The following is a 23149-nucleotide window of genomic DNA, read 5'->3' on the forward strand; positions in this document are numbered from 1 at the left end:
TAGTAATTTTTTAACTTGTTGATATATAAGTTGAAAATTAAGATTGTATTTTGTCGTATCGATCACTTGACGATGATATTCGTCTTGAATTGCAATGCGTTTTTATTTTTATTCACAAGCTGTGGATGAATCAGGCGTCACGTGGTAGTCCCTTTTCAATTACACGAACCAGACGCTGTTTTTTTGGTAATTGCACTTCGACCACGCACGCATTTCGTCTCTCAATTTGCTGCGCAATCGCCCACGCTATATGCTCATCAAGAAGTGGGTGCTCACCTTTACGACTTTCCAGCGCCGTCAGAATCGCTTCATCCCAGGGCGCATTGCCTAATGCTACGGCGATATTACGCAGCCAACGCAGGTGACCTATACGGCGAATCGCCGATCCTTCCGTGACTTTTAAGAATTTCTCTTCGCTCCATGCAAAAAGCTCAATGAGTTCCGGTGCGTGTAGTGGTTTGCGCGGGCTGAAATCGTCTTCAGTTGTCAGTTGTGAATAGCGATTCCACGGGCAGATAAGCTGACAGTCATCACAGCCGTAAATACGGTTTCCCATTAACGGTCGCAACTCTTCCGGGATAGCCCCTTCCAGCTCAATCGTCAGATAAGAAATACAACGGCGAGCATCGACGGTATATGGCTCGACGATGGCGCCGGTCGGGCAAATCGTCATACAGGCCACGCATTTACCGCATCCTTCCTCGACCGGTTGATCCACGGGCAGAGGAATATCGACCAGCAATTCACCTAAAAAGAAGAACGAACCGGCCTCGCGATTGAGGATAAGTGAGTGCTTACCTGTCCAGCCAAGTCCAGCTTTTTCAGCTAACGGGCGCTCGAGAATAGGCGCAGAATCGACAAACGGTCTAAAATTCAGCGAAACACAATGTTGCTGAATCATCTCGCCCAGCTTTTTGAGTCGGTTGCGCAGAAGCTTGTGATAGTCACGGCCCAGCGCATAACGGCTAACATAGCCTAGTTTGGGATTTTTCAGCGTGCTGGCAAATGCGGCGTTGGCAGGAAGATAATTCATCCGCACGCTGATCACGCGCAGCGTACCGGGCAATAACTCGTGGGGGCGGGCGCGCAGCATACCGTGACGCGCCATCCAGTCCATTTCGCCGTGGTACTGTTTGTCCAGCCATGCTTGCAGTTTGGGCTCGGACTCGCTGAGATCGGTATTGGTAATACCTACCTGCTGAAAGCCCAGTTCCAGCCCCCACTGTTTAATTTTTTGCGCTAACTGATTGAGATCGAGGGGCTCTGACATGACGGACCATACAATGAAGAAAAACCCCGTAAGTATACCACACACCGTCTGGCACGCCGACGATATCCGCCGCGGCGAACGTGAGGCGGCAGATGCGCTGGGGCTAACGCTCTATGAGCTGATGCTTCGCGCTGGCGAAGCCGCATTTCAGGTGTGTCGTGCGGCTTATCCTGACGCCCGCCACTGGCTGGTGCTGTGCGGTCACGGCAATAACGGCGGTGATGGTTACGTGGTCGCGCGGCTGGCAAAAGCGGTCGGCATTGATGTCACGCTGCTGGCCCAGGAAAGTGACAAACCGTTGCCGGAAGAGGCCGCGCTGGCACGCGAGGCATGGTTAAACGCGGGAGGCGAAATCCATGCGACGAATATTGTCTGGCCCGAGTCGGTGGATCTGATCGTCGATGCGCTGCTCGGCACTGGATTGCAGCAAGCGCCTCGTGAATCTATTAGCCAATTAATCGACCATGCTAATACCCATCCCGCGCCGATTGTGGCGGTTGATATCCCTTCCGGCCTGTTGGCGGAAACCGGCGCCACGCCAGGTGCGGTGATCAACGCCGATCACACCATCACCTTTATTGCGCTGAAACCTGGCTTGCTCACCGGGAAAGCGCGGGATGTTACCGGACAACTGCATTTTGACTCTCTGGGGCTGGATAGCTGGCTGGCAGGTCAGGAGACGAAAATTCAGCGGTTTTCTGCTGAACAACTTTCTCACTGGCTGAAACCGCGTCGCCCGACTTCGCATAAAGGTGATCACGGGCGGCTGGTGATTATCGGTGGCGATCACGGCACGGCAGGAGCTATTCGTATGGCAGGAGAAGCGGCGCTGCGTGCTGGCGCTGGTTTGGTCAGAGTGCTGACCCGCAGTGAAAACATTGCGCCGCTGCTGACCGCACGACCGGAATTGATGGTGCATGAACTGACTATGGACTCTCTTACAGACAGCCTGGAATGGGCCGATGTGGTGGTGATTGGTCCCGGTCTGGGCCAGCAAGAATGGGGAAAAAAAGCCCTGCAAAAAGTTGAAAATTTTCGCAAACCGATGTTGTGGGATGCCGATGCATTGAACCTGCTGGCAATCAATCCCGATAAGCGTCACAATCGCGTGATCACGCCGCATCCTGGCGAGGCTGCGCGGTTGTTAGGCTGTTCCGTCGCTGAAATTGAAAGTGACCGCTTACATTACGCACAACGTCTGGTACAACGTTATGGCGGCGTAGCGGTGCTGAAAGGTGCCGGAACCGTGGTCGCCGCACATCCTGACGCTTTAGGTATTATTGACGCCGGAAATGCAGGCATGGCGAGCGGCGGCATGGGCGATGTGCTCTCTGGTATTATTGGCGCATTGCTTGGGCAAAAATTATCGCCGTATGATGCAGCGTGCGCGGGCTGTGTCGCACACGGTGCGGCAGCTGACGTACTGGCAGCGCGTTTTGGTACGCGCGGGATGCTGGCAACCGATCTCTTTTCCACGCTACAGCGTATTGTTAACCCGGAAGTGACTGATAAAAACCATGATGAATCGAGTAATTCCGCTCCCTGATGAGCAGGCAACATTAGACCTGGGCGAGCGGGTAGCGAAAGCCTGCGATGGCGCAACCGTAATCTATCTGTATGGCGATTTAGGCGCAGGTAAAACCACCTTCAGCCGGGGCTTTTTACAAGCTCTGGGTCATCAGGGTAATGTCAAAAGCCCCACTTATACGCTGGTCGAACCCTATACGCTCGACAATTTAATGGTTTATCACTTTGATTTGTACCGCCTTGCCGATCCCGAGGAGCTGGAGTTTATGGGGATCCGCGACTATTTTGCCAACGATGCCATCTGCCTGGTGGAGTGGCCACAACAAGGTACAGGTGTTCTTCCTGACCCGGATGTCGAAATACACATTGATTATCAGGCACAAGGCCGTGAGGCGCGCGTGAGTGCGGTTTCCTCTGCGGGTGAATTGTTGCTGGCGCGTTTAGCCGGTTAACCTTTAAAAGGTGGCGGGATGATGTATCGCATCAGAAATTGGTTGGTGGCGGTGTTGGTGCTGCTGTGCGCGCAGGCTGGCGCCGCGACGCTCTCTGATATTCAGGTTTCTAACGGTAATCAACAGGCGCGGATAACGTTAAGTTTTAATGGCGATCCTGATTATGCGTTTAGCCATCAAAGCAAACGCACCGTGGCGCTCGATATCAAACAAACGGGCGTGATTCAGGGGCTGCCGTTGTTGTTCAGCGGTAATAATCTGGTGAAGGCGATTCGCTCTGGAACGCCTAAAGATGCACAAACGTTGCGGCTGGTGGTCGATCTTACCGAAAACGGTAAAACCGAAGCGGTGAAGCGGCAGAATGGCAGCAATTACACCGTTGTCTTTACGATTAATGCCGATGCGCCGCCACCGCCCCCTCCAACGCCTGTGGTTGCTAAACGCGTTGAGGCTCCGCCAGTGGTCGCACCGCGCGTCAGCGAACCGGCGCGCAATCCGTTTAAAACAGAAAACAACCGTACCACGGGCGTTATCAGCAGCAATACGGTAACGCGTCCGGCAGCGCGCTCGACGGCTAACACTGGCGATAAAATTGTCATCGCTATTGATGCTGGACACGGCGGTCAGGACCCTGGCGCTATCGGCCCTGGTGGTACACGGGAGAAAAATGTCACCATCGCCATTGCGCGTAAATTACGTACCTTGCTCAATAACGATCCGATGTTCAAGGGCGTTTTAACCCGTGACGGGGATTACTTTATCTCGGTGATGGGGCGCAGCGATGTGGCACGTAAGCAAAACGCCAATTTCCTTGTGTCGATTCATGCCGATGCCGCACCAAACCGTAGTGCCACCGGAGCCTCCGTATGGGTGCTCTCTAACCGTCGCGCCAACAGCGAAATGGCAAGCTGGCTGGAACAGCATGAGAAGCAGTCGGAGCTGCTGGGCGGGGCGGGCGATGTGCTGGCGAACAGTCAGGCCGACCCGTACCTAAGCCAGGCGGTGCTGGATTTACAATTCGGTCATTCCCAGCGGGTAGGGTATGATGTGGCGACCAATATGATCAGTCAGTTGCAACGCATTGGCGAAATTCATAAACGCCGACCAGAACACGCCAGTCTCGGCGTTCTGCGTTCGCCGGATATCCCGTCAGTACTGGTCGAAACGGGTTTTATCAGCAATAACAGCGAAGAACGTTTGCTGGCGAGCGACGATTACCAACAACAACTGGCAGAAGCCATTTACAACGGCCTGCGCAATTACTTCCTTGCGCATCCAATGCAGTCTGCGCCGCAGGGGGCAACGGCACAAACTGCCAGTACGGTGACGACGCCAGATCGCACGCTGCCAAACTAAGGATTATTGATGCCAATTCAGGTCTTACCGCCACAACTGGCGAACCAGATTGCCGCAGGTGAGGTGGTCGAGCGACCTGCGTCGGTAGTCAAAGAACTGGTGGAAAACAGCCTCGATGCCGGTGCGACACGTATCGATATTGATATCGAACGCGGTGGGGCGAAACTTATCCGCATTCGTGATAACGGCTGCGGTATCAAAAAAGATGAGCTGGCGCTGGCGCTCGCGCGTCATGCCACCAGTAAAATCGCCTCTCTTGACGATCTCGAAGCCATTATCAGCCTGGGCTTTCGCGGTGAGGCGCTGGCGAGTATCAGTTCAGTTTCCCGTCTGACGCTCACTTCACGTACCGCGGAGCAGCAGGAGGCCTGGCAGGCTTATGCCGAAGGCCGCGATATGGACGTGACGGTAAAACCGGCGGCCCATCCGGTGGGAACGACGCTGGAAGTGCTGGACCTGTTCTACAATACGCCGGCGCGGCGCAAATTCCTGCGCACTGAGAAAACTGAATTTAACCATATCGATGAAATCATCCGCCGCATTGCGCTGGCGCGTTTCGACGTCACTATCAACCTGTCGCATAACGGAAAAATCGTACGCCAGTACCGCGCAGTGCCGGAAGGCGGGCAAAAAGAACGCCGTTTAGGGGCGATTTGCGGCACCGCTTTTCTCGAACATGCGCTGGCGATTGAATGGCAACACGGCGATCTCACGCTGCGCGGCTGGGTGGCCGATCCGAATCACATCACGCCCGCACTGGCGGAAATTCAGTATTGCTACGTGAATGGTCGCATGATGCGCGATCGCCTGATCAATCACGCGATCCGCCAGGCCTGCGAAGACAAACTGGGGGCCGATCAGCAACCGGCATTTGTGCTATATCTGGAGATCGACCCGCATCAGGTGGACGTCAACGTACACCCCGCCAAACACGAAGTGCGTTTCCATCAGTCGCGTCTGGTGCATGACTTTATCTATCAGGGCGTGTTGAGCGTGCTGCAACAGCAGCTGGAAACGCCTTTGCCGTTGGAAGATAACGCCCAGTCAGCACCGCGCCATATACCCGAAAACCGCGTGGCAGCAGGGCGTAATCACTTTGCTGAACCGGCAGTTCGTGAGCCAGTGGCTCCGCGTTACTCTCCGTCTTCATCTCCTGCGCCTGCTGCAAGTAGCGGTAGCCGTCAGGCCGCCCCGTGGCCGAACGCGCAACCGGGCTACCAGAAACAGCAAGGCGATGTGTATCGCCAGCTTTTGCAAACGCCTGCAGCGATGCACAAACCAAAAGTGCAAGAATCGCAGGAACTTACGCTGGCTGCGAATGGTCAAAGCTTTGGTCGGGTGTTGACTATCGTCCATTCGGACTGTGCGCTACTAGAACGTGACGGCAATATTTCACTTTTAGCCCTGCCGGTGGCGGAACGCTGGTTACGTCAGGCGCAGTTAACGCCGGGAGATGCGCCGGTCTGCGCTCAGCCGCTGCTTATTCCGCTGCGGCTAAAAGTCTCTGGTGAAGAAAGAGCGGCCTTAGAAAAAGCGCAGTCTGCACTGGCGGAATTGGGTATTGAATTTCAGTCCGATGCGCAGCATGTGACCATCAGGGCCGTGCCTTTACCCTTACGCCAACAAAATTTACAAATCTTGATTCCTGAACTGATAGGCTACCTGGCGAAGCAGTCCGTATTCGAACCTGGCAATATTGCGCAGTGGATTGCACGAAATCTGATGAGCGAACATGCGCAGTGGTCAATGGCACAGGCCATTACCCTGCTGACGGACGTAGAACGGTTATGTCCGCAGCTTGTGAAAACGCCGCCGGGTGGTCTGTTACAATCTGTTGATTTACATCCGGCGATAAAAGCCCTGAAAGATGAGTGATATCAGTAAGGCGAGCCTGCCTAAGGCGATTTTTTTGATGGGGCCGACGGCCTCCGGTAAAACGGCGTTAGCTATTGAGCTGCGTAAAATTTTACCAGTAGAGTTGATAAGCGTTGATTCTGCCCTTATTTACAAAGGGATGGATATCGGAACGGCGAAGCCGAACGCTGAAGAATTACTCGCCGCGCCGCACCGATTGCTGGATATTCGCGATCCGTCGCAGGCTTATTCGGCCGCTGATTTTCGCCGCGATGCGCTGGCGGAGATGGCCGATATCACGGCGGCGGGGCGGATCCCACTGTTAGTGGGCGGTACGATGTTGTATTTCAAGGCGTTGCTGGAAGGGTTGTCGCCACTACCGTCGGCGGACCCGGAAGTACGGGCCAGAATTGAGCAACAGGCGGCAGAGCAAGGTTGGGAGTCATTGCATCGTCAACTTCAGGAGATCGATCCGGTTGCGGCAGCAAGGATTCATCCAAATGATCCACAAAGGCTTTCCCGAGCACTGGAAGTTTTTTTCATTTCGGGTAAAACTTTAACGGAACTGACGCAAACGTCAGGAGACGCTCTACCGTATCAGGTGCATCAGTTCGCCATCGCCCCGGCGAGCCGTGAACTGCTCCATCAACGAATTGAGCAGCGTTTTCATCAGATGTTGGCTTCAGGTTTTGAAGCAGAAGTCCGGGCGCTTTTTGCCCGAGGAGATTTGCATACGGATTTGCCTTCCATTCGTTGCGTGGGTTATCGCCAGATGTGGTCTTACCTTGAAGGCGAAATCTCATACGATGAAATGGTTTATCGAGGTGTTTGCGCCACGAGACAGTTGGCGAAGCGGCAGATAACCTGGCTGCGTGGTTGGGAAGGAGTTCACTGGCTTGACAGTGAAAAACCAGAACAGGCGCGTGACGAAGTATTACAGGTTGTTGGTGCTATCGCAGGCTGAATGTGTACAATTGAGACGTATCGTGCGCAATTTTTTCAGAATCGAAAGGTTCAAAGTACAAATAAGCATATAAGGAAAAGAGAGAATGGCTAAGGGGCAATCTTTACAAGATCCGTTCCTGAACGCACTGCGTCGGGAACGTGTTCCAGTTTCTATTTATTTGGTGAATGGTATTAAGCTGCAAGGACAAATCGAGTCTTTTGATCAGTTCGTGATCCTGTTGAAAAACACGGTCAGCCAGATGGTTTATAAGCACGCGATTTCTACTGTTGTCCCGTCTCGCCCGGTTTCTCATCACAGTAACAACGCCGGTGGCGGTACCAGCAGTAACTACCATCATGGTAGCAGCGCGCAGAATACTTCCGCGCAACAGGACAGCGAAGAAACCGAATAAGGTTTCGGGCTGTTTTTTTTACACGGGGAGCCAGCGATCCTGCGTTCCCCGCTGATCTATTTAGAGGGTTATACGCTTGTTTGACCGTTATGATGCTGGTGAGCAGGCGGTACTGGTACACATCTATTTTACGCAAGACAAAGATATGGAAGACCTCCAGGAGTTTGAATCTCTGGTTTCTTCCGCCGGTGTCGAAGCATTGCAGGTGATTACCGGTAGCCGTAAAGCGCCGCACCCAAAGTATTTTGTAGGTGAAGGTAAAGCAGTTGAAATTGCGGAAGCCGTAAAAGCGACGGGAGCTTCGGTCGTTCTTTTTGACCATGCCCTGAGCCCGGCGCAGGAGCGTAACCTGGAGCGTTTGTGCGAGTGTCGTGTTATCGACCGCACTGGCCTTATTTTAGATATTTTCGCCCAACGTGCGCGTACCCATGAGGGTAAGTTGCAGGTTGAGCTGGCGCAGCTGCGCCATCTGGCTACGCGCCTGGTGCGTGGCTGGACCCACCTTGAAAGACAGAAAGGCGGGATAGGTTTGCGGGGGCCGGGTGAAACCCAGCTCGAAACCGACCGTCGTTTGTTGCGTAATCGCATCGTACAGATACAGTCGCGCCTGGAAAGAGTTGAAAAGCAGCGTGAGCAGGGGCGGCAATCACGTATCAAAGCCGACGTCCCTACTGTTTCGCTGGTGGGATATACCAACGCCGGTAAATCTACCCTTTTCAATCGCATCACCGAAGCGCGGGTCTACGCGGCAGACCAGTTGTTTGCCACCCTCGACCCGACGTTGCGGCGTATTGACGTCGCAGATGTCGGTGAAACCGTGCTGGCAGATACCGTAGGGTTTATTCGCCATTTGCCGCACGATCTGGTGGCGGCATTTAAAGCCACGTTACAAGAGACGCGGCAAGCCACATTGCTGCTGCACGTCATTGATGCGGCAGATGTGCGTGTACAAGAAAACATCGAAGCGGTGAATACGGTTCTTGAAGAGATCGATGCTCACGAGATCCCAACTCTGCTGGTGATGAACAAGATCGATATGCTGGAAGATTTCGAACCGCGTATTGATCGGGACGAAGAGAACAAACCGATCCGTGTCTGGCTTTCCGCACAGACCGGAGCGGGGATACCACAGCTTTTTCAGGCTTTGACGGAGCGGCTTTCCGGCGAGGTGGCGCAGCATACATTGCGTTTGCCGCCGCAGGAAGGGCGTCTGAGAAGTCGTTTTTATCAGCTTCAGGCAATAGAAAAAGAGTGGATGGAGGAGGACGGCAGCGTAAGTCTGCAAGTTCGTATGCCGATCGTTGACTGGCGTCGCCTCTGTAAACAAGAACCGGCGTTGATCGATTACCTGATCTAACGGCGTAGCGTCTGAAGCGTGGAGTCATATCCTCTGGCGTCGAAAGACAACAGGGATCACCGCATAACAAATATGGAGCACAAACATGGCGTGGAATCAGCCCGGTAATAACGGACAAGACCGCGACCCGTGGGGAAGCAGCAAACCTGGCGGCAACTCTGAGGGAAATGGAAACAAAGGCGGTCGCGATCAAGGGCCACCTGATTTAGATGATATCTTCCGCAAACTGAGCAAAAAGCTCGGTGGTCTGGGCGGCGGTAAAGGCACTGGTTCTGGCGGTGGCAGTTCATCGCAAGGCCCGCGCCCGCAGCTTGGCGGTCGTGTCGTTACCATCGCAGCGGCAGCGATTGTCATTATCTGGGCGGCCAGTGGTTTCTACACCATTAAAGAAGCCGAACGCGGCGTGGTAACACGCTTTGGCAAATTCAGCCATCTGGTTGAGCCGGGTCTGAACTGGAAACCGACGTTTATCGACGAAGTCAAACCGGTGAACGTGGAAGCCGTGCGTGAATTGGCCGCTTCCGGTGTGATGCTGACGTCCGATGAAAACGTAGTGCGCGTTGAGATGAACGTGCAGTACCGCGTCACCAATCCGGAAAAATATCTGTATAGCGTGACCAGCCCGGATGACAGCCTGCGTCAGGCTACCGACAGCGCCCTGCGTGGGGTTATCGGTAAATACACCATGGACCGCATTCTGACGGAAGGTCGTACCGTGATTCGTAGCGATACTCAGCGCGAACTGGAAGAGACTATCCGCCCGTATGACATGGGTATCACTCTGCTGGACGTCAACTTCCAGGCTGCTCGTCCGCCGGAAGAAGTAAAAGCGGCGTTTGATGATGCGATTGCCGCGCGTGAAAACGAACAGCAATACATTCGTGAAGCAGAAGCGTATACCAACGAAGTTCAGCCGCGTGCGAACGGTCAGGCGCAACGTATCCTCGAAGAGGCGCGTGCGTACAAGGCCCAGACCATCCTGGAAGCTCAGGGTGAAGTGGCGCGCTTTGCTAAACTTCTGCCGGAATATAAAGCTGCGCCGGAAATTACTCGCGAGCGTCTGTATATCGAGACGATGGAAAAAGTGTTGGGCAACACCCGCAAAGTGCTGGTTAACGATAAAGGTGGCAACCTGATGGTTCTGCCGTTAGACCAGATGCTGAAAGGTGGTAACGCGCCTGCGGCGAAGAGCGATAACGGTGCCAGCAATCTGCTGCGTCTGCCGCCAGCCTCTTCCTCCACAACCAGTGGAGTAAGCAACACGTCGTCCACCAGTCAGGGCGATATTATGGACCAACGCCGCGCCAACGCGCAGCGTAACGACTACCAGCGTCAGGGGGAATAACGATGCGTAAGTCAGTTATCGCGATTATCATCATCGTGCTGGTAGTGCTTTACATGTCTGTCTTTGTCGTCAAAGAAGGTGAGCGCGGTATTACGCTGCGTTTTGGTAAGGTACTGCGTGACGATGACAACAAACCTCTGGTTTATGAGCCGGGTCTGCATTTCAAGATACCGTTCATTGAAACGGTGAAAATGCTCGACGCGCGTATTCAGACCATGGACAACCAGGCAGACCGCTTTGTGACCAAAGAGAAGAAAGACCTGATCGTCGACTCTTACATCAAATGGCGCATCAGCGATTTCAGCCGTTACTACCTGGCAACGGGGGGGGGCGACATTTCGCAAGCGGAAGTGCTGTTGAAACGTAAGTTCTCGGACCGTCTGCGTTCTGAAATTGGTCGCCTGGACGTGAAAGACATCGTCACCGATTCCCGTGGTCGTCTAACCCTGGAAGTGCGTGACGCGCTGAACTCTGGTTCTGCGGGTACAGAAGATGAAGTTACTACCCCGGCAGCAGATAACGCCATTGCCGAAGCGGCAGAGCGCGTAACGGCTGAGACGAAGGGCAAAGTTCCGGTCATCAACCCGAACAGTATGGCGGCGCTGGGTATTGAAGTTGTCGATGTGCGTATCAAGCAGATCAACCTGCCGACCGAAGTGTCTGAAGCGATCTACAACCGTATGCGCGCCGAGCGTGAAGCGGTAGCGCGTCGTCATCGTTCACAAGGTCAGGAAGAAGCAGAAAAACTGCGTGCGACTGCCGACTATGAAGTGACCAGAACGCTGGCAGAAGCTGAGCGTCAGGGCCGTATCATGCGCGGTGAAGGTGATGCCGAAGCTGCCAAGCTGTTTGCAGACGCATTCAGCAAGGATCCGGACTTCTACGCATTCATCCGTAGCCTGCGTGCTTATGAGAACAGCTTCTCTGGCAATCAGGACGTGATGGTCATGAGCCCGGACAGCGATTTCTTCCGCTACATGAAGACGCCGAGTTCCGCGACGCGTTAAGATAACGACCGCGGTACAGGTCAATAAAGCCACCGCATCCTCAGGGATGTCGGTGGTTTTCTTTTTCTATAAGGATAATGAATGAATTCGACAATCTGGCTGGCGCTTGCCCTGGTTTTAGTCTTGGAAGGTTTAGGGCCGATGCTTTACCCGAAGGCATGGAAGAAGATGATCTCCGCAATGACTAATTTACCCGATAATATTTTACGTCGTTTTGGCGGTGGACTTGTGGTTGCGGGCGTTGTGGTCTACTACATGTTGAGGAAAACGATTGGCTGAGCAAAAAATAGGCTGACTAAGGTCATTTTTGGATGCAAAAAGTGCTGTAACTCTGAAAAAGCGATGGTAGAATCCATTTTTAAGCAAACGGTGATTTTGAAAAATGGGTAACAACGTCGTCGTACTGGGCACCCAATGGGGTGACGAAGGTAAAGGTAAGATCGTCGATCTTCTGACTGAACGGGCTAAATATGTTGTACGCTACCAGGGCGGTCACAACGCAGGCCATACTCTCGTAATCAACGGTGAAAAAACCGTTCTCCATCTTATTCCATCAGGTATTCTCCGCGAGAATGTAACCAGCATCATCGGTAACGGTGTTGTGCTGTCTCCGGCCGCGCTGATGAAAGAGATGAAAGAACTGGAAGACCGTGGCATCCCCGTTCGTGAGCGTCTACTGCTGTCTGAAGCATGTCCGCTGATCCTTGATTATCACGTTGCGCTGGATAACGCGCGTGAGAAAGCACGTGGCGCGAAAGCGATCGGCACCACCGGTCGTGGTATCGGGCCTGCTTATGAAGATAAAGTGGCTCGTCGTGGTCTGCGTGTTGGCGACCTTTTCGACAAAGAAACCTTCGCTGAAAAACTGAAAGAAGTGATGGAATATCACAACTTCCAGTTGGTTAACTACTACAAAGCTGAAGCGGTTGATTACCAGAAGGTTCTGGATGATACGATGGCAGTTGCCGACATCCTGACTTCTATGGTGGTTGACGTTTCTGACCTGCTCGACCAGGCGCGTCAGCGTGGCGATTTCGTCATGTTCGAAGGTGCGCAGGGTACGCTGCTGGATATCGACCACGGTACTTATCCGTACGTAACTTCTTCCAACACCACTGCTGGTGGCGTGGCGACCGGTTCCGGCCTGGGCCCGCGTTATGTTGATTACGTTCTGGGTATCCTCAAAGCTTACTCCACTCGTGTAGGTGCAGGTCCGTTCCCGACCGAACTGTTTGATGAAACTGGCGAGTTCCTCTGCAAGCAGGGTAACGAATTCGGCGCAACTACAGGTCGTCGTCGTCGTACCGGCTGGCTGGATACCGTTGCCGTTCGTCGTGCGGTGCAACTGAACTCTCTGTCTGGCTTCTGCCTGACCAAACTGGACGTTCTGGATGGCCTGAAAGAGGTGAAACTCTGCGTGGCTTACCGTATGCCGGATGGTCGCGAAGTGACTACCACTCCGCTGGCAGCTGACGACTGGAAAGGTGTTGAGCCGATTTACGAAACCATGCCTGGCTGGTCTGAATCCACCTTCGGCGTGAAAGATCGTAGCGGCCTGCCGCAGGCGGCGCTGAACTACATCAAGCGCATTGAAGAGCTGACCGGTGTACCGATCGATATCATCTCTACCGGCCCGGATCGTACTGAAACCATGATTCTGCGCGACCCGTTCGACGCGTAATTCTGGGACGCCCGGCAGATATTTTGCCTGCTGGGCTAACAGTGTGATACATTGCTGTGTCGGGTAAGCCATTACGCTATCCGACACAGTGTTAAATCCTCGCTTTTTTCCTTCCCCAAACTGAAATAAATTAGCGACACAGCTTGTGGCTGGTTTATCATCAATATAAATGTATTTTTTCCCGATTTCCCTTTTTTGAGGTTGATGTGCAGTTAACGAGTTTCACTGATTACGGATTACGTGCGCTGATCTATATGGCATCATTGCCAGAAGGGCGGATGACCAGTATTTCTGAAGTGACTGACGTCTACGGCGTCTCCCGTAATCATATGGTCAAAATAATCAATCAACTTAGTCGTGCCGGCTACGTGACTGCTGTTCGTGGAAAAAATGGCGGCATTCGCCTGGGTAAACCGGCGAGTGCGATACGTATTGGTGATGTGGTGCGCGAGCTGGAGCCCTTATCGCTGGTGAATTGCAGCAGTGAGTTTTGCCACATTACACCTGCCTGTCGGTTGAAACAGGCGCTTTCTAAGGCCGTGCAAAGTTTTCTTACGGAACTGGATAACTACACGCTTGCCGATTTGGTTGAAGAGAATCAACCGCTTTATAAATTATTGCTGGTGGAGTGACGAAAATCTTCATCAGAGATGACAACGGAGGAACCGAGATGTCACAAGATCCTTTCCAGGAACGCGAAGCTGAAAAATACGCGAATCCCATCCCTAGTCGGGAATTTATCCTCGAACATTTAACCAAACGTGAAAAACCGGCCAGCCGTGATGAGCTGGCGGTAGAATTGCACATTGAAGGCGAAGAGCAGCTTGAAGGCCTGCGTCGCCGCCTGCGCGCGATGGAGCGCGATGGTCAACTGGTCTTCACTCGCCGTCAGTGCTATGCGCTGCCGGAACGCCTCGACCTGGTGAAAGGTACCGTTATTGGCCACCGTGATGGCTACGGCTTTCTGCGGGTTGAAGGACGTAAAGATGATTTGTATCTCTCTAGCGAGCAGATGAAAACCTGCATTCATGGCGATCAGGTGCTGGCGCAGCCGCTGGGCGCTGACCGTAAAGGTCGTCGTGAAGCGCGTATTGTTCGCGTACTGGTGCCAAAAACCAGCCAGATTGTTGGTCGCTACTTTACCGAAGCGGGCGTCGGCTTTGTGGTTCCTGACGACAGCCGTCTGAGCTTCGATATTTTAATCCCGCCCGATCAGATCATGGGCGCGCGGATGGGCTTTGTGGTGGTTGTTGAACTGACCCAACGCCCGACTCGCCGTACCAAAGCGGTGGGTAAAATCGTCGAAGTGCTGGGCGACAATATGGGCACCGGCATGGCGGTTGATATCGCTCTGCGTACCCATGAAATTCCGTACATCTGGCCGCAGGCTGTTGAGCAGCAGGTTGCCGGGCTGAAAGAAGAAGTGCCGGAAGAAGCAAAAGCGGGCCGTGTCGATCTGCGCGATTTACCGCTGGTCACCATTGATGGCGAAGACGCCCGTGACTTTGACGATGCAGTTTACTGCGAGAAAAAACGCGGCGGCGGTTGGCGTTTATGGGTCGCGATTGCCGACGTCAGCTACTATGTGCGTCCGCCAACACCGCTGGACAGCGAAGCGCGTAACCGTGGTACGTCGGTGTATTTCCCTTCGCAGGTTATCCCGATGCTGCCGGAAGTGCTCTCTAACGGCCTGTGCTCGCTCAACCCGCAGGTAGACCGCCTGTGTATGGTGTGCGAGATGACAATTTCGTCGAAAGGCCGCCTGACTGGCTACAAATTCTATGAAGCGGTGATGAGCTCTCACGCGCGTCTGACCTACACCAAAGTCTGGCATATTCTGCAGGGCGATCAGGATCTGCGCGAGCAGTACGCCCCGCTGGTTAAGCATCTCGAAGAGTTGCATAACCTCTATAAAGTGCTGGATAAAGCCCGTGAAGAACGCGGTGGGATCTCGTTTGAGAGCGAAGAAGCGAAGTTTATTTTCAACGCTGAACGCCGTATTGAGCGTATCGAACAGACCCAGCGTAACGACGCACACAAGTTAATTGAAGAGTGTATGATTCTGGCGAATATCTCGGCGGCGCGTTTCGTTGAGAAAGCCAAAGAACCGGCACTGTTCCGTATTCACGACAAGCCGAGCACCGAGGCTATTACCTCTTTCCGTTCAGTGCTGGCGGAGCTGGGGCTGGAACTGCCGGGCGGCAACAAGCCGGAACCGCGTGACTACGCGGAGCTGCTGGAGTCGGTTGCCGATCGTCCTGATGCAGAAATGCTGCAAACCATGCTGCTGCGCTCGATGAAACAGGCGATTTACGATCCGGAAAACCGTGGTCACTTCGGTCTGGCATTGCAGTCCTATGCGCACTTTACTTCGCCGATTCGTCGTTATCCTGACCTGACGCTGCACCGCGCCATTAAGTATCTGCTGGCGAAAGAGCAGGGGCATCAGGGCAACACCACTGAAACCGGCGGCTACCATTATTCGATGGAAGAGATGTTGCAACTGGGTCAGCACTGTTCCATGGCGGAACGTCGTGCCGACGAAGCAACGCGCGATGTGGCTGACTGGCTGAAGTGTGACTTCATGCTCGACCAGGTGGGCAACGTCTTTAAAGGCGTTATTGCCAGCGTCACTGGTTTTGGCTTCTTTGTTCGTCTCGACGACCTGTTCATTGATGGTCTGGTCCACGTCTCTTCGCTGGACAATGACTACTATCGCTTTGACCAGGTAGGGCAACGCCTGATGGGCGAATCCAGCGGCCAGACTTATCGCCTGGGCGATCGCGTGGAAGTTCGCGTCGAAGCGGTTAATATGGACGAGCGCAAAATCGACTTTAGCCTGATCTCCAGCGAACGCGCACCGCGCAACGTCGGTAAAACGGCGCGCGAGAAAGCGAAAAAAGGCGATGCAGGCAAAAAAGGCGGCAAGCGTCGTCAGGTCGGTAAAAAGGTAAACTTTGAGCCAGACAGTGCCTTCCGTGGCGAGAAAAAACCGAAGCCGAAAGCGGCGAAGAAAGATGCGAGAAAAGCGAAAAAGCCATCGGCTAAAACGCAGAAAATAGCCGCAGCGACCAAAGCGAAGCGTGCGGCGAAGAAAAAAGTGGCAGAGTGATCATTACCCTCTTCAAACAGAAGAGGGTTAGATTGCTGACAAAATGCGCTTTGTTCATGCCGGATGCGGTGTGAACGCCTTATCCGGCCTACATAATCACGCAAATTCAATATATTGCAGAGATCATGTAGGCCGGATAAACGTAGTGCATCAGGCAAAACGTAAACAACGAGTACATTAATGAGCGAAATGATTTACGGCATCCACGCAGTGCAGGCCCTGCTGGAGCGCGCCCCTGAACGTTTTCAGGAAGTCTTTATTTTAAAAGGCCGTGAAGATAAACGTCTGTTACCGCTGATTCACGCCCTTGAGTCTCAGGGCGTGGTTATCCAGTTGGCAAACCGCCAATATCTCGATGAGAAAAGCGACGGTGCCGTGCATCAGGGCATTATCGCCCGTGTGAAACCAGGACGGCAGTATCAGGAAAACGATCTGCCGGATCTGATCGCTTCGCTCGAACAACCGTTCCTGCTGATCCTCGACGGTGTAACCGATCCGCACAACCTCGGTGCGTGCCTGCGTAGCGCGGACGCCGCTGGCGTTCATGCGGTGATTGTGCCGAAAGATCGCTCCGCACAGCTCAACGCCACGGCGAAAAAAGTAGCCTGCGGCGCGGCAGAAAGCGTTCCGCTGATTCGGGTGACTAACCTTGCGCGCACCATGCGTATGTTGCAGGAAGAGAACATCTGGATCGTCGGTACGGCAGGCGAGGCGGATCATACGCTCTATCAGAGCAAAATGACCGGACGACTGGCGCTGGTGATGGGCGCGGAAGGTGAAGGTATGCGTCGTCTGACCCGTGAACATTGCGATGAGTTGATCAGCATCCCAATGGCAGGAAGTGTTTCTTCGCTGAACGTTTCGGTTGCGACCGGAATTTGCTTATTTGAAGCGGTTCGCCAGCGCAGCTAATCCCTCTGATTTAAGAAAAACCATCCAGATTTGGATGGTTTTTTTTTATCTATAGCTGGTAAGATAATTACGCTCTATAAATATTCACCTTATTAATAATTAAATTTAATATATATGGAATAATATATGATATGGAATCCGTTGGCGCTGGCGACAGCGTTACAAGCTGTACCTAAACAAAATATTGATGTAACAAATAGTGAAAATGCATTAATTATTAAAATGAATGATTACGGCGATTTGCAAATCAATGTTCTTTTTACTTCTCGCCAGATGATTATCGAAACATTTATTTGTCCGGTAAGCTATATCAATAATCCAAATGAATTTAATACATTCCTTTTAAGAAATCAGAAAATTATGCCGCTGTCATCGGTGGGGATCTCCAGCGTGCAACAGGAAGAGTATTACATTGTTTTCGGGGCATTATCGCTTAAATCTTCTCTTGAAGATATCCTGCTTGAAATAACCTCGCTGGTAGATAATGCATTGGATCTGGCTGAAATTACAGAAGAATATTCACACTAATTACAAGGACGGGTATTTATGGGAATTTTAAAAAGTTTATTTACGCTGGGGAAATCGTTTATCTCCCAGGCGGAAGAATCCATTGAAGAAACCCAGGGCGTGCGCATGCTGGAACAACATATTCGGGACGCCAAAGCTGAACTGGATAAAGCCGGAAAATCTCGCGTCGATCTGCTGGCGCGGGTGAAATTAAGTAACGATAAGCTGAAAGATTTACGCGAGCGTAAAACCAGTCTGGAAGCCCGTGCGCTGGAAGCATTAAGCAAGAACGTTAACCCATCGTTAATTAACGAAGTCGCCGAAGAAATTGCGCGCCTTGAGAATCTTATTACCGCTGAAGAACAGGTGTTGTCGAATCTGGAAGTCTCCCGCGATGGTGTGGAAAAAGCCGTTACGGCAACGGCACAGCGTATTTCCCAGTTTGAGCAACAAATGGAAGTCGTTAAAGCTACTGAAGCCATGCAGCGTGCGCAGCAGGCCGTAACGACCTCGACTGTTGGTGCCTCTTCCAGCGTTTCGACAGCTGCAGAGTCATTAAAACGCCTGCAAACGCGTCAGGCTGAGCGCCAGGCCCGGCTGGATGCCGCCGCGCAGCTGGAAAAAGTGGCAGACGGTCGCGATCTCGACGAAAAACTGGCGGAAGTGGGGATTGGTGGTGTTAACAAAAGCAATGCCCAGGATGTGCTGGCAAGGCTGCAACGCCAACAGGGTGAGTAATTTTTTGCCAGCCTCACTAAAAGGCTGGCTGCTAATTTAAGGATAAAATATGTCTGGTTTTTTCCAGCGCCTGTTTGGTCAGGATGATAAGCCTGTTATCGTTCGCGGTCCGCTGGGACTTCATCTCAATAGTGGCTTTACGCTCGACTCGTTAACGTTTCGTTTGCTGGAAGATGAATTGCTGATTGCGCTGCCGGGTGAAGAATACACGGTAGCAGCTGTCAGCCACATCGATCTGGGCGGCGGTAGCCAGATTTTCCGCTACTACACTTCGGGCGATGAATTTCTGCAAATCAATACCACCGGCGGCGAAGATATTGATGACATTGATGATATCAAGCTCTTTGTCTATGAAGAGAGCTACGGTATCAGTAAAGAGAGTCACTGGCGCGAGGCGATCAACGCCAAAGCGATGGGGGCAATGACCTTAAACTGGCAGGAAAAACGCTGGCAGCGATTTTTTAACAGCGAAGAACCGGGAAATATCGAACCCGTCTACATGCTGGAAAAAGTAGAAAATCAAAACCATGCCAAATGGGAGGTCCATAATTTTACCATGGGCTACCAACGGCAAGTGACCGAAGATACTTACGAATATTTGCTGTTAAATGGTGAGGAATCTTTTAACGATCTCGGCGAGCCGGAGTGGTTATTTTCGCGCGCGCTGGGCGTCGATATCCCGCTGACATCACTTAATATTATTGGTTAATTACAGGGACGTTTACGATGCATATACTGGATTCACTTCTTGCTTTTAGCGCCTATTTTTTTATTGGCGTGGCGATGGTAATTATTTTCCTGTTTATCTATTCTAAAATTACACCACACAACGAATGGCAGTTAATCAAAAACAATAATACCGCGGCGTCACTGGCGTTCAGCGGTACATTGTTGGGTTACGTGATCCCGTTATCCAGTGCGGCAATCAATGCGGTGAGCATTCCGGATTATTTCGCCTGGGGCGGGATTGCACTGGTGATTCAGTTACTCGTTTTTGCTGGTGTCAGACTTTATATGCCCGCATTAAGCGAAAAAATTATTAATCACAATACCGCCGCAGGAATGTTTATGGGAACCGCCGCGCTGGCTGGCGGTATTTTTAACGCAGCTTGTATGACATGGTAATGGACGATCATGGCCAGAAAACGCAAATCAAGAAATAACAGTAAAATTGGTCACGGAGCGATCAGTCGCATTGGTAGACCGAATAATCCTTTTGAGCCACGCCGCAATCGCTACGCACAAAAATACTTAACGTTGGTGTTAATGGGCGGCGCCGCTTTTTTAATAGTCAAAGGATGGAGTGAAAGTAGCGATGTCGATAACGACGGCGACGGAACGTTTTACGCGACAGTGCAGGATTGCATTGATGACGGTAATAATTCAGACATCTGTGCTCATGGCTGGAACAATGCCAAAGCGGCATTTTATGCCGATGTTCCGAAGAATATGACTCAGCAAAATTGCCATTTTAAGTATGAAAATTGCTATTACGACAATGTTGAACAGAGTTGGATCCCGGTCATTTCTGGATTTTTGTTAAGCCGGGTTATTCGTAAAGATCGCGATGAGCCGTTTGTTTATAACAGCGGCGGATCCTCATTTGCTTCCCGTCCCGTCTGGCGCAACACTTCCGGTTATTACTCCTGGCGCTCCGGTTCTGGCAAAAAAGAGTCTTACTCCACGGGCGGCTTTACCACCAAAAAAGCGTCTACCGTTTCTCGCGGCGGCTATGGTCGCTCGTCCAGCGCCCGCGGGCATTGGGGAGGCTAATCATGCTGAGACACAATGTTCCTGTGCGGCGGGATCTGGACCGGATTGCCGCCGATAACGGATTTGACTTTCATATCATCGACAATGAAATCTATTGGGATGAGAGTCGGGCTTACCGCTTTACTCTGCGCCAGATTGAAGAGCAGATCGAAAAACCGACTGCGGAACTGCATCAGATGTGCCTGGAGGTGGTGGATCGTGCGGTTAAAGATGAAGAGATCCTGACGCAACTGGCGATCCCGCCGTTGTACTGGGATGTGATCGCCGAAAGCTGGCGCGCACGCGATCCTTCGCTGTATGGCCGTATGGATTTTGCCTGGTGTGGTAATGCGCCGGTTAAGTTGCTGGAGTACAACGCCGATACGCCAACTTCATTGTACGAGTCGGCTTATTTCCAGTGGTTGTGGCTGGAAGATGCTCGGCGCAGCGGCGTTATTCCGCGCGATGCCGATCAGTACAATGCCATTCAGGAGCGCCTGATTTCACGCTTTAGCGAGCTTTATAGCCGGGAGCCATTTTATTTTTGCTGCTGTCAGGACACCGACGAAGACAGGAGTACCGTGCTGTACTTGCAGGACTGCGCTCAGCAGGCAGGACAGGAGTCGCGGTTTATCTACATTGAAGATCTCGGTTTGGGCGTCGGCGGTGTACTGACCGATCTTGATGATAATGTCGTCCAGCGTGCATTTAAGCTGTATCCGCTGGAGTGGATGATGCGTGACGATAACGGTCCGCTGCTGCGCAAGCGTCGTGAGCAGTGGGTGGAGCCGTTATGGAAAAGTATCTTGAGTAACAAAGGGCTAATGCCGCTGCTTTGGCGCTTCTTTCCTGGTCATCCTAATCTTCTGGCGTCCTGGTTTGAGGGCGAAAAACCGCAGATCGCCGCTGGCGAAAGCTATGTGCGTAAACCGATCTACTCACGCGAGGGCGGTAACGTCACCATTTTCGACGGCCAGAATAACGTCGTTGACCACGCTGATGGTGATTACGCCGATGAACCGATGATCTATCAGGCGTTTCAACCGCTACCGCGATTTGGCGATAGTTACACGCTGATTGGTAGCTGGATTGTCGATGATGAAGCGTGCGGTATGGGTATCCGCGAAGATAACACGCTGATCACTAAAGACACTTCGCGTTTTGTTCCGCACTACATTGCGGGTTAAGAATGTTTTAGCAATCTCTTTCTGTCAGGAATCCGTGGCAGTGACCATACTAATGGTGACTGCCATTGATGGAGGGAGACACCGTGCACTGGCAAACTCACACTGTTTTTAATCAACCTATACCCTTAAATAACAGCAATTTATACCTGTCTGATGGCGCGCTCTGCGAAGCGGTAACGCGCGAAGGCGCTGGCTGGGATAGCGATTTTCTCGCCAGTATTGGTCAGCAACTCGGAACGGCAGAATCCCTTGAACTGGGGCGGCTGGCGAATGTAAACCCACCTGAACTGTTGCGCTACGATGCCCAGGGGCGACGTCTGGACGATGTCCGTTTCCATCCCGCATGGCACCTGCTGATGCAGGCGTTATGTACCAATCGGGTACACAACCTGGCCTGGGAAGAAGATGCTCGTTCTGGCGCATTTGTGGCGCGGGCGGCACGTTTTATGTTGCACGCGCAGGTTGAGGCCGGGTCGTTATGCCCGATAACGATGACCTTTGCCGCTACGCCATTGCTGTTACAGATGCTACCCGCGCCGTTTCAGGACTGGACCACGCCGCTGTTGAGCGATCGCTACGATTCCCACTTATTGCCAGGCGGGCAAAAACGCGGTTTGTTGATTGGCATGGGAATGACGGAAAAGCAGGGCGGTTCCGATGTCATGAGCAACACCACCCGTGCAGAGCGTCTGGAAGATGGCTCTTATCGGCTGGTGGGGCATAAATGGTTTTTCTCGGTGCCACAAAGCGACGCGCATCTGGTGCTGGCGCAGACCGCGGGCGGTTTGTCCTGCTTTTTTGTGCCGCGATTTTTGCCTGACGGGCAACGCAACGCGATTCGGCTGGAGCGTCTGAAAGATAAGTTGGGTAATTGTTCCAATGCCAGTTGCGAAGTGGAGTTTCAGGATGCCATTGGCTGGTTGTTGGGTCAGGAAGGGGAAGGGATTCGCCTGATCTTGAAAATGGGCGGGATAACGCGTTTTGATTGTGCACTGGGCAGCCACGCCATGATGCGCCGTGCGTTCTCGCTGGCGATTTATCACGCACATCAGCGCCATGTATTTGGTAATCCGTTAATAGAACAGTCTCTGATGCGCCATGTCTTAAGTCGCATGGCGCTTCAGCTTGAAGGGCAAACAGCATTGTTGTTTCGTCTGGCGCGGGCCTGGGAGCGACGTGCCGATGCTAAAGAAGCCCTATGGGCGCGCTTATTTACGCCTGCGGCGAAATTTGTGATCTGCAAACGTGGCATTCCGTTTGTGGCTGAAGCGATGGAGGTACTGGGCGGTATTGGCTATTGCGAAGAGAGCGAACTACCGCGACTTTATCGAGAGATGCCAGTGAACAGTATCTGGGAAGGCTCTGGCAATATTATGTGCCTCGATGTGCTGCGCGTTCTTAATAAGCAAGCGGGTGTATACGACTTGCTGTCGGAAGCGTTTATGGAAGTGAAAGGGCAAGATCGTTATTTTGATCGCGCGGTTCGTCGCTTACAACAGCAACTGCGCAAACCGGCTGAGGAATTGGGACGGGAGATAACACATCAATTATTTTTGCTGGGCTGCGGCGCGCAAATGTTGAAATATGCTTCTCCGCCAATGGCGCAGGCGTGGTGTCAGGTGATGTTAAATACGCGCGGTGGCGTGCGGTTGTCAGAGCAGATCCAGAATGATTTATTGCTGCGGGCGACGGGGGGAGTGTGTTTGTAAGCGTATACGACGGATGCGACGCTGG

At 52.6% G+C, this 23149-nt stretch carries 23 protein-coding genes; 22 read left to right on the forward strand and 1 reads right to left on the reverse strand.

Features of this window, described 5'->3' with window-relative positions:
* Window positions 1-94 precede the first annotated feature (94 nt).
* Window positions 95-148, forward strand: coding sequence for a hypothetical protein (locus tag D9738_RS02840; protein ID WP_100699686.1), 54 nt, complete (start codon window positions 95-97; stop codon window positions 146-148).
* On the opposite strand, the gene queG is transcribed toward D9738_RS02840, so the two are convergent.
* The gene (queG, locus tag D9738_RS02845) at window positions 131-1270 is read right to left on the reverse strand and encodes a tRNA epoxyqueuosine(34) reductase QueG (protein ID WP_130259513.1); all 1140 of its coding nucleotides are present in this window, start codon (window positions 1268-1270) and stop codon (window positions 131-133) included. The genes D9738_RS02840 and queG overlap by 18 nt on opposite strands.
* Here queG and nnr point away from each other — a divergent pair.
* The 21 genes from nnr (at window position 1269) to D9738_RS02950 (ending at window position 23124) form a co-directional block, all read left to right on the forward strand.
* The gene (nnr, locus tag D9738_RS02850) at window positions 1269-2816 is read left to right on the forward strand and encodes a bifunctional ADP-dependent NAD(P)H-hydrate dehydratase/NAD(P)H-hydrate epimerase (protein ID WP_130259514.1); all 1548 of its coding nucleotides are present in this window, start codon (window positions 1269-1271) and stop codon (window positions 2814-2816) included. The genes queG and nnr overlap by 2 nt on opposite strands.
* Complete coding sequence (tsaE, locus tag D9738_RS02855; RefSeq protein ID WP_000981977.1) at window positions 2788-3249, forward strand: tRNA (adenosine(37)-N6)-threonylcarbamoyltransferase complex ATPase subunit type 1 TsaE; 462 nt, start codon at window positions 2788-2790, stop codon at window positions 3247-3249. The genes nnr and tsaE overlap by 29 nt, the downstream gene beginning before the upstream one ends.
* Window positions 3250-3267: 18 nt before the next feature.
* Window positions 3268-4605, forward strand: a complete 1338-nt coding sequence (gene amiB / locus D9738_RS02860; protein WP_130259515.1) for an N-acetylmuramoyl-L-alanine amidase AmiB — start codon at window positions 3268-3270, stop codon at window positions 4603-4605.
* 9 nt (window positions 4606-4614) lie between these two features.
* Complete coding sequence (gene mutL / locus D9738_RS02865) at window positions 4615-6480, forward strand: DNA mismatch repair endonuclease MutL (RefSeq protein ID WP_130259516.1); 1866 nt, start codon at window positions 4615-4617, stop codon at window positions 6478-6480.
* Window positions 6473-7423 (forward strand): tRNA (adenosine(37)-N6)-dimethylallyltransferase MiaA, encoded by a 951-nt coding sequence (gene miaA, locus D9738_RS02870; RefSeq protein ID WP_001280339.1) that lies wholly within the window; start codon window positions 6473-6475, stop codon window positions 7421-7423. The genes mutL and miaA overlap by 8 nt, the downstream gene beginning before the upstream one ends.
* 85 nt (window positions 7424-7508) lie before the next feature.
* Window positions 7509-7817 carry an RNA chaperone Hfq gene (gene hfq, locus D9738_RS02875; RefSeq protein WP_001051883.1) on the forward strand — a complete coding sequence of 103 codons (309 nt, stop codon included), beginning with the start codon at window positions 7509-7511 and terminating at the stop codon, window positions 7815-7817.
* Window positions 7818-7893: 76 nt separating this feature from the next.
* On the forward strand, window positions 7894-9174 hold the full coding sequence (gene hflX / locus D9738_RS02880; RefSeq protein WP_000460360.1) for a ribosome rescue GTPase HflX: 1281 nt from the start codon (window positions 7894-7896) through the stop codon (window positions 9172-9174).
* Window positions 9175-9259: 85 nt separating this feature from the next.
* Window positions 9260-10519 carry an FtsH protease activity modulator HflK gene (gene hflK, locus D9738_RS02885; RefSeq protein ID WP_130205989.1) on the forward strand — a complete coding sequence of 420 codons (1260 nt, stop codon included), beginning with the start codon at window positions 9260-9262 and terminating at the stop codon, window positions 10517-10519.
* A gap of 2 nt (window positions 10520-10521) precedes the next feature.
* Window positions 10522-11526 (forward strand): protease modulator HflC, encoded by a 1005-nt coding sequence (gene hflC / locus D9738_RS02890; protein WP_001232411.1) that lies wholly within the window; start codon window positions 10522-10524, stop codon window positions 11524-11526.
* Between the two features lie 81 nt (window positions 11527-11607).
* On the forward strand, window positions 11608-11805 hold the full coding sequence (locus D9738_RS02895) for a DUF2065 domain-containing protein (protein ID WP_001089295.1): 198 nt from the start codon (window positions 11608-11610) through the stop codon (window positions 11803-11805).
* Window positions 11806-11908: 103 nt separating this feature from the next.
* Window positions 11909-13207, forward strand: coding sequence for an adenylosuccinate synthase (gene purA, locus D9738_RS02900; protein WP_000527955.1), 1299 nt, complete (start codon window positions 11909-11911; stop codon window positions 13205-13207).
* A gap of 206 nt (window positions 13208-13413) precedes the next feature.
* A complete protein-coding gene (nsrR, locus tag D9738_RS02905) occupies window positions 13414-13839 on the forward strand; it encodes a nitric oxide-sensing transcriptional repressor NsrR (protein WP_001177639.1) in 426 nt (141 codons plus the stop codon).
* Window positions 13840-13877: 38 nt separating this feature from the next.
* A complete protein-coding gene (gene rnr / locus D9738_RS02910; RefSeq protein WP_130216725.1) occupies window positions 13878-16319 on the forward strand; it encodes a ribonuclease R in 2442 nt (813 codons plus the stop codon).
* Window positions 16320-16499: 180 nt separating this feature from the next.
* Window positions 16500-17231, forward strand: a complete 732-nt coding sequence (gene rlmB, locus D9738_RS02915; RefSeq protein WP_001293284.1) for a 23S rRNA (guanosine(2251)-2'-O)-methyltransferase RlmB — start codon at window positions 16500-16502, stop codon at window positions 17229-17231.
* Window positions 17232-17357: 126 nt separating this feature from the next.
* Window positions 17358-17759: a DUF2170 family protein gene (locus tag D9738_RS02920; protein ID WP_130205993.1), complete on the forward strand. Its 402-nt coding sequence runs from the start codon at window positions 17358-17360 to the stop codon at window positions 17757-17759.
* 18 nt (window positions 17760-17777) lie between these two features.
* Window positions 17778-18476, forward strand: coding sequence for a PspA/IM30 family protein (locus D9738_RS02925; RefSeq protein WP_130259517.1), 699 nt, complete (start codon window positions 17778-17780; stop codon window positions 18474-18476).
* Window positions 18477-18525: 49 nt separating this feature from the next.
* Window positions 18526-19185, forward strand: coding sequence for a YjfK family protein (locus D9738_RS02930; protein ID WP_130259518.1), 660 nt, complete (start codon window positions 18526-18528; stop codon window positions 19183-19185).
* Between the two features lie 17 nt (window positions 19186-19202).
* Window positions 19203-19601, forward strand: coding sequence for a DUF350 domain-containing protein (locus D9738_RS02935; RefSeq protein ID WP_000547760.1), 399 nt, complete (start codon window positions 19203-19205; stop codon window positions 19599-19601).
* A gap of 9 nt (window positions 19602-19610) precedes the next feature.
* Entirely contained in the window at window positions 19611-20249 is a 639-nt protein-coding gene (locus tag D9738_RS02940; RefSeq protein ID WP_130205999.1) for a DUF1190 domain-containing protein, read from the forward strand.
* A gap of 2 nt (window positions 20250-20251) precedes the next feature.
* On the forward strand, window positions 20252-21415 hold the full coding sequence (locus tag D9738_RS02945) for a glutathionylspermidine synthase family protein (protein ID WP_130206001.1): 1164 nt from the start codon (window positions 20252-20254) through the stop codon (window positions 21413-21415).
* An 83-nt stretch (window positions 21416-21498) separates the two neighbouring features.
* Complete coding sequence (locus D9738_RS02950; protein ID WP_130259519.1) at window positions 21499-23124, forward strand: isovaleryl-CoA dehydrogenase; 1626 nt, start codon at window positions 21499-21501, stop codon at window positions 23122-23124.
* The last annotated feature ends 25 nt before the right edge of the window (window positions 23125-23149 follow it).

The organism is Escherichia sp. E10V5 (genome assembly GCF_004212315.1).
In the GTDB taxonomy this organism is placed as follows: Bacteria; Pseudomonadota; Gammaproteobacteria; order Enterobacterales; family Enterobacteriaceae; genus Escherichia.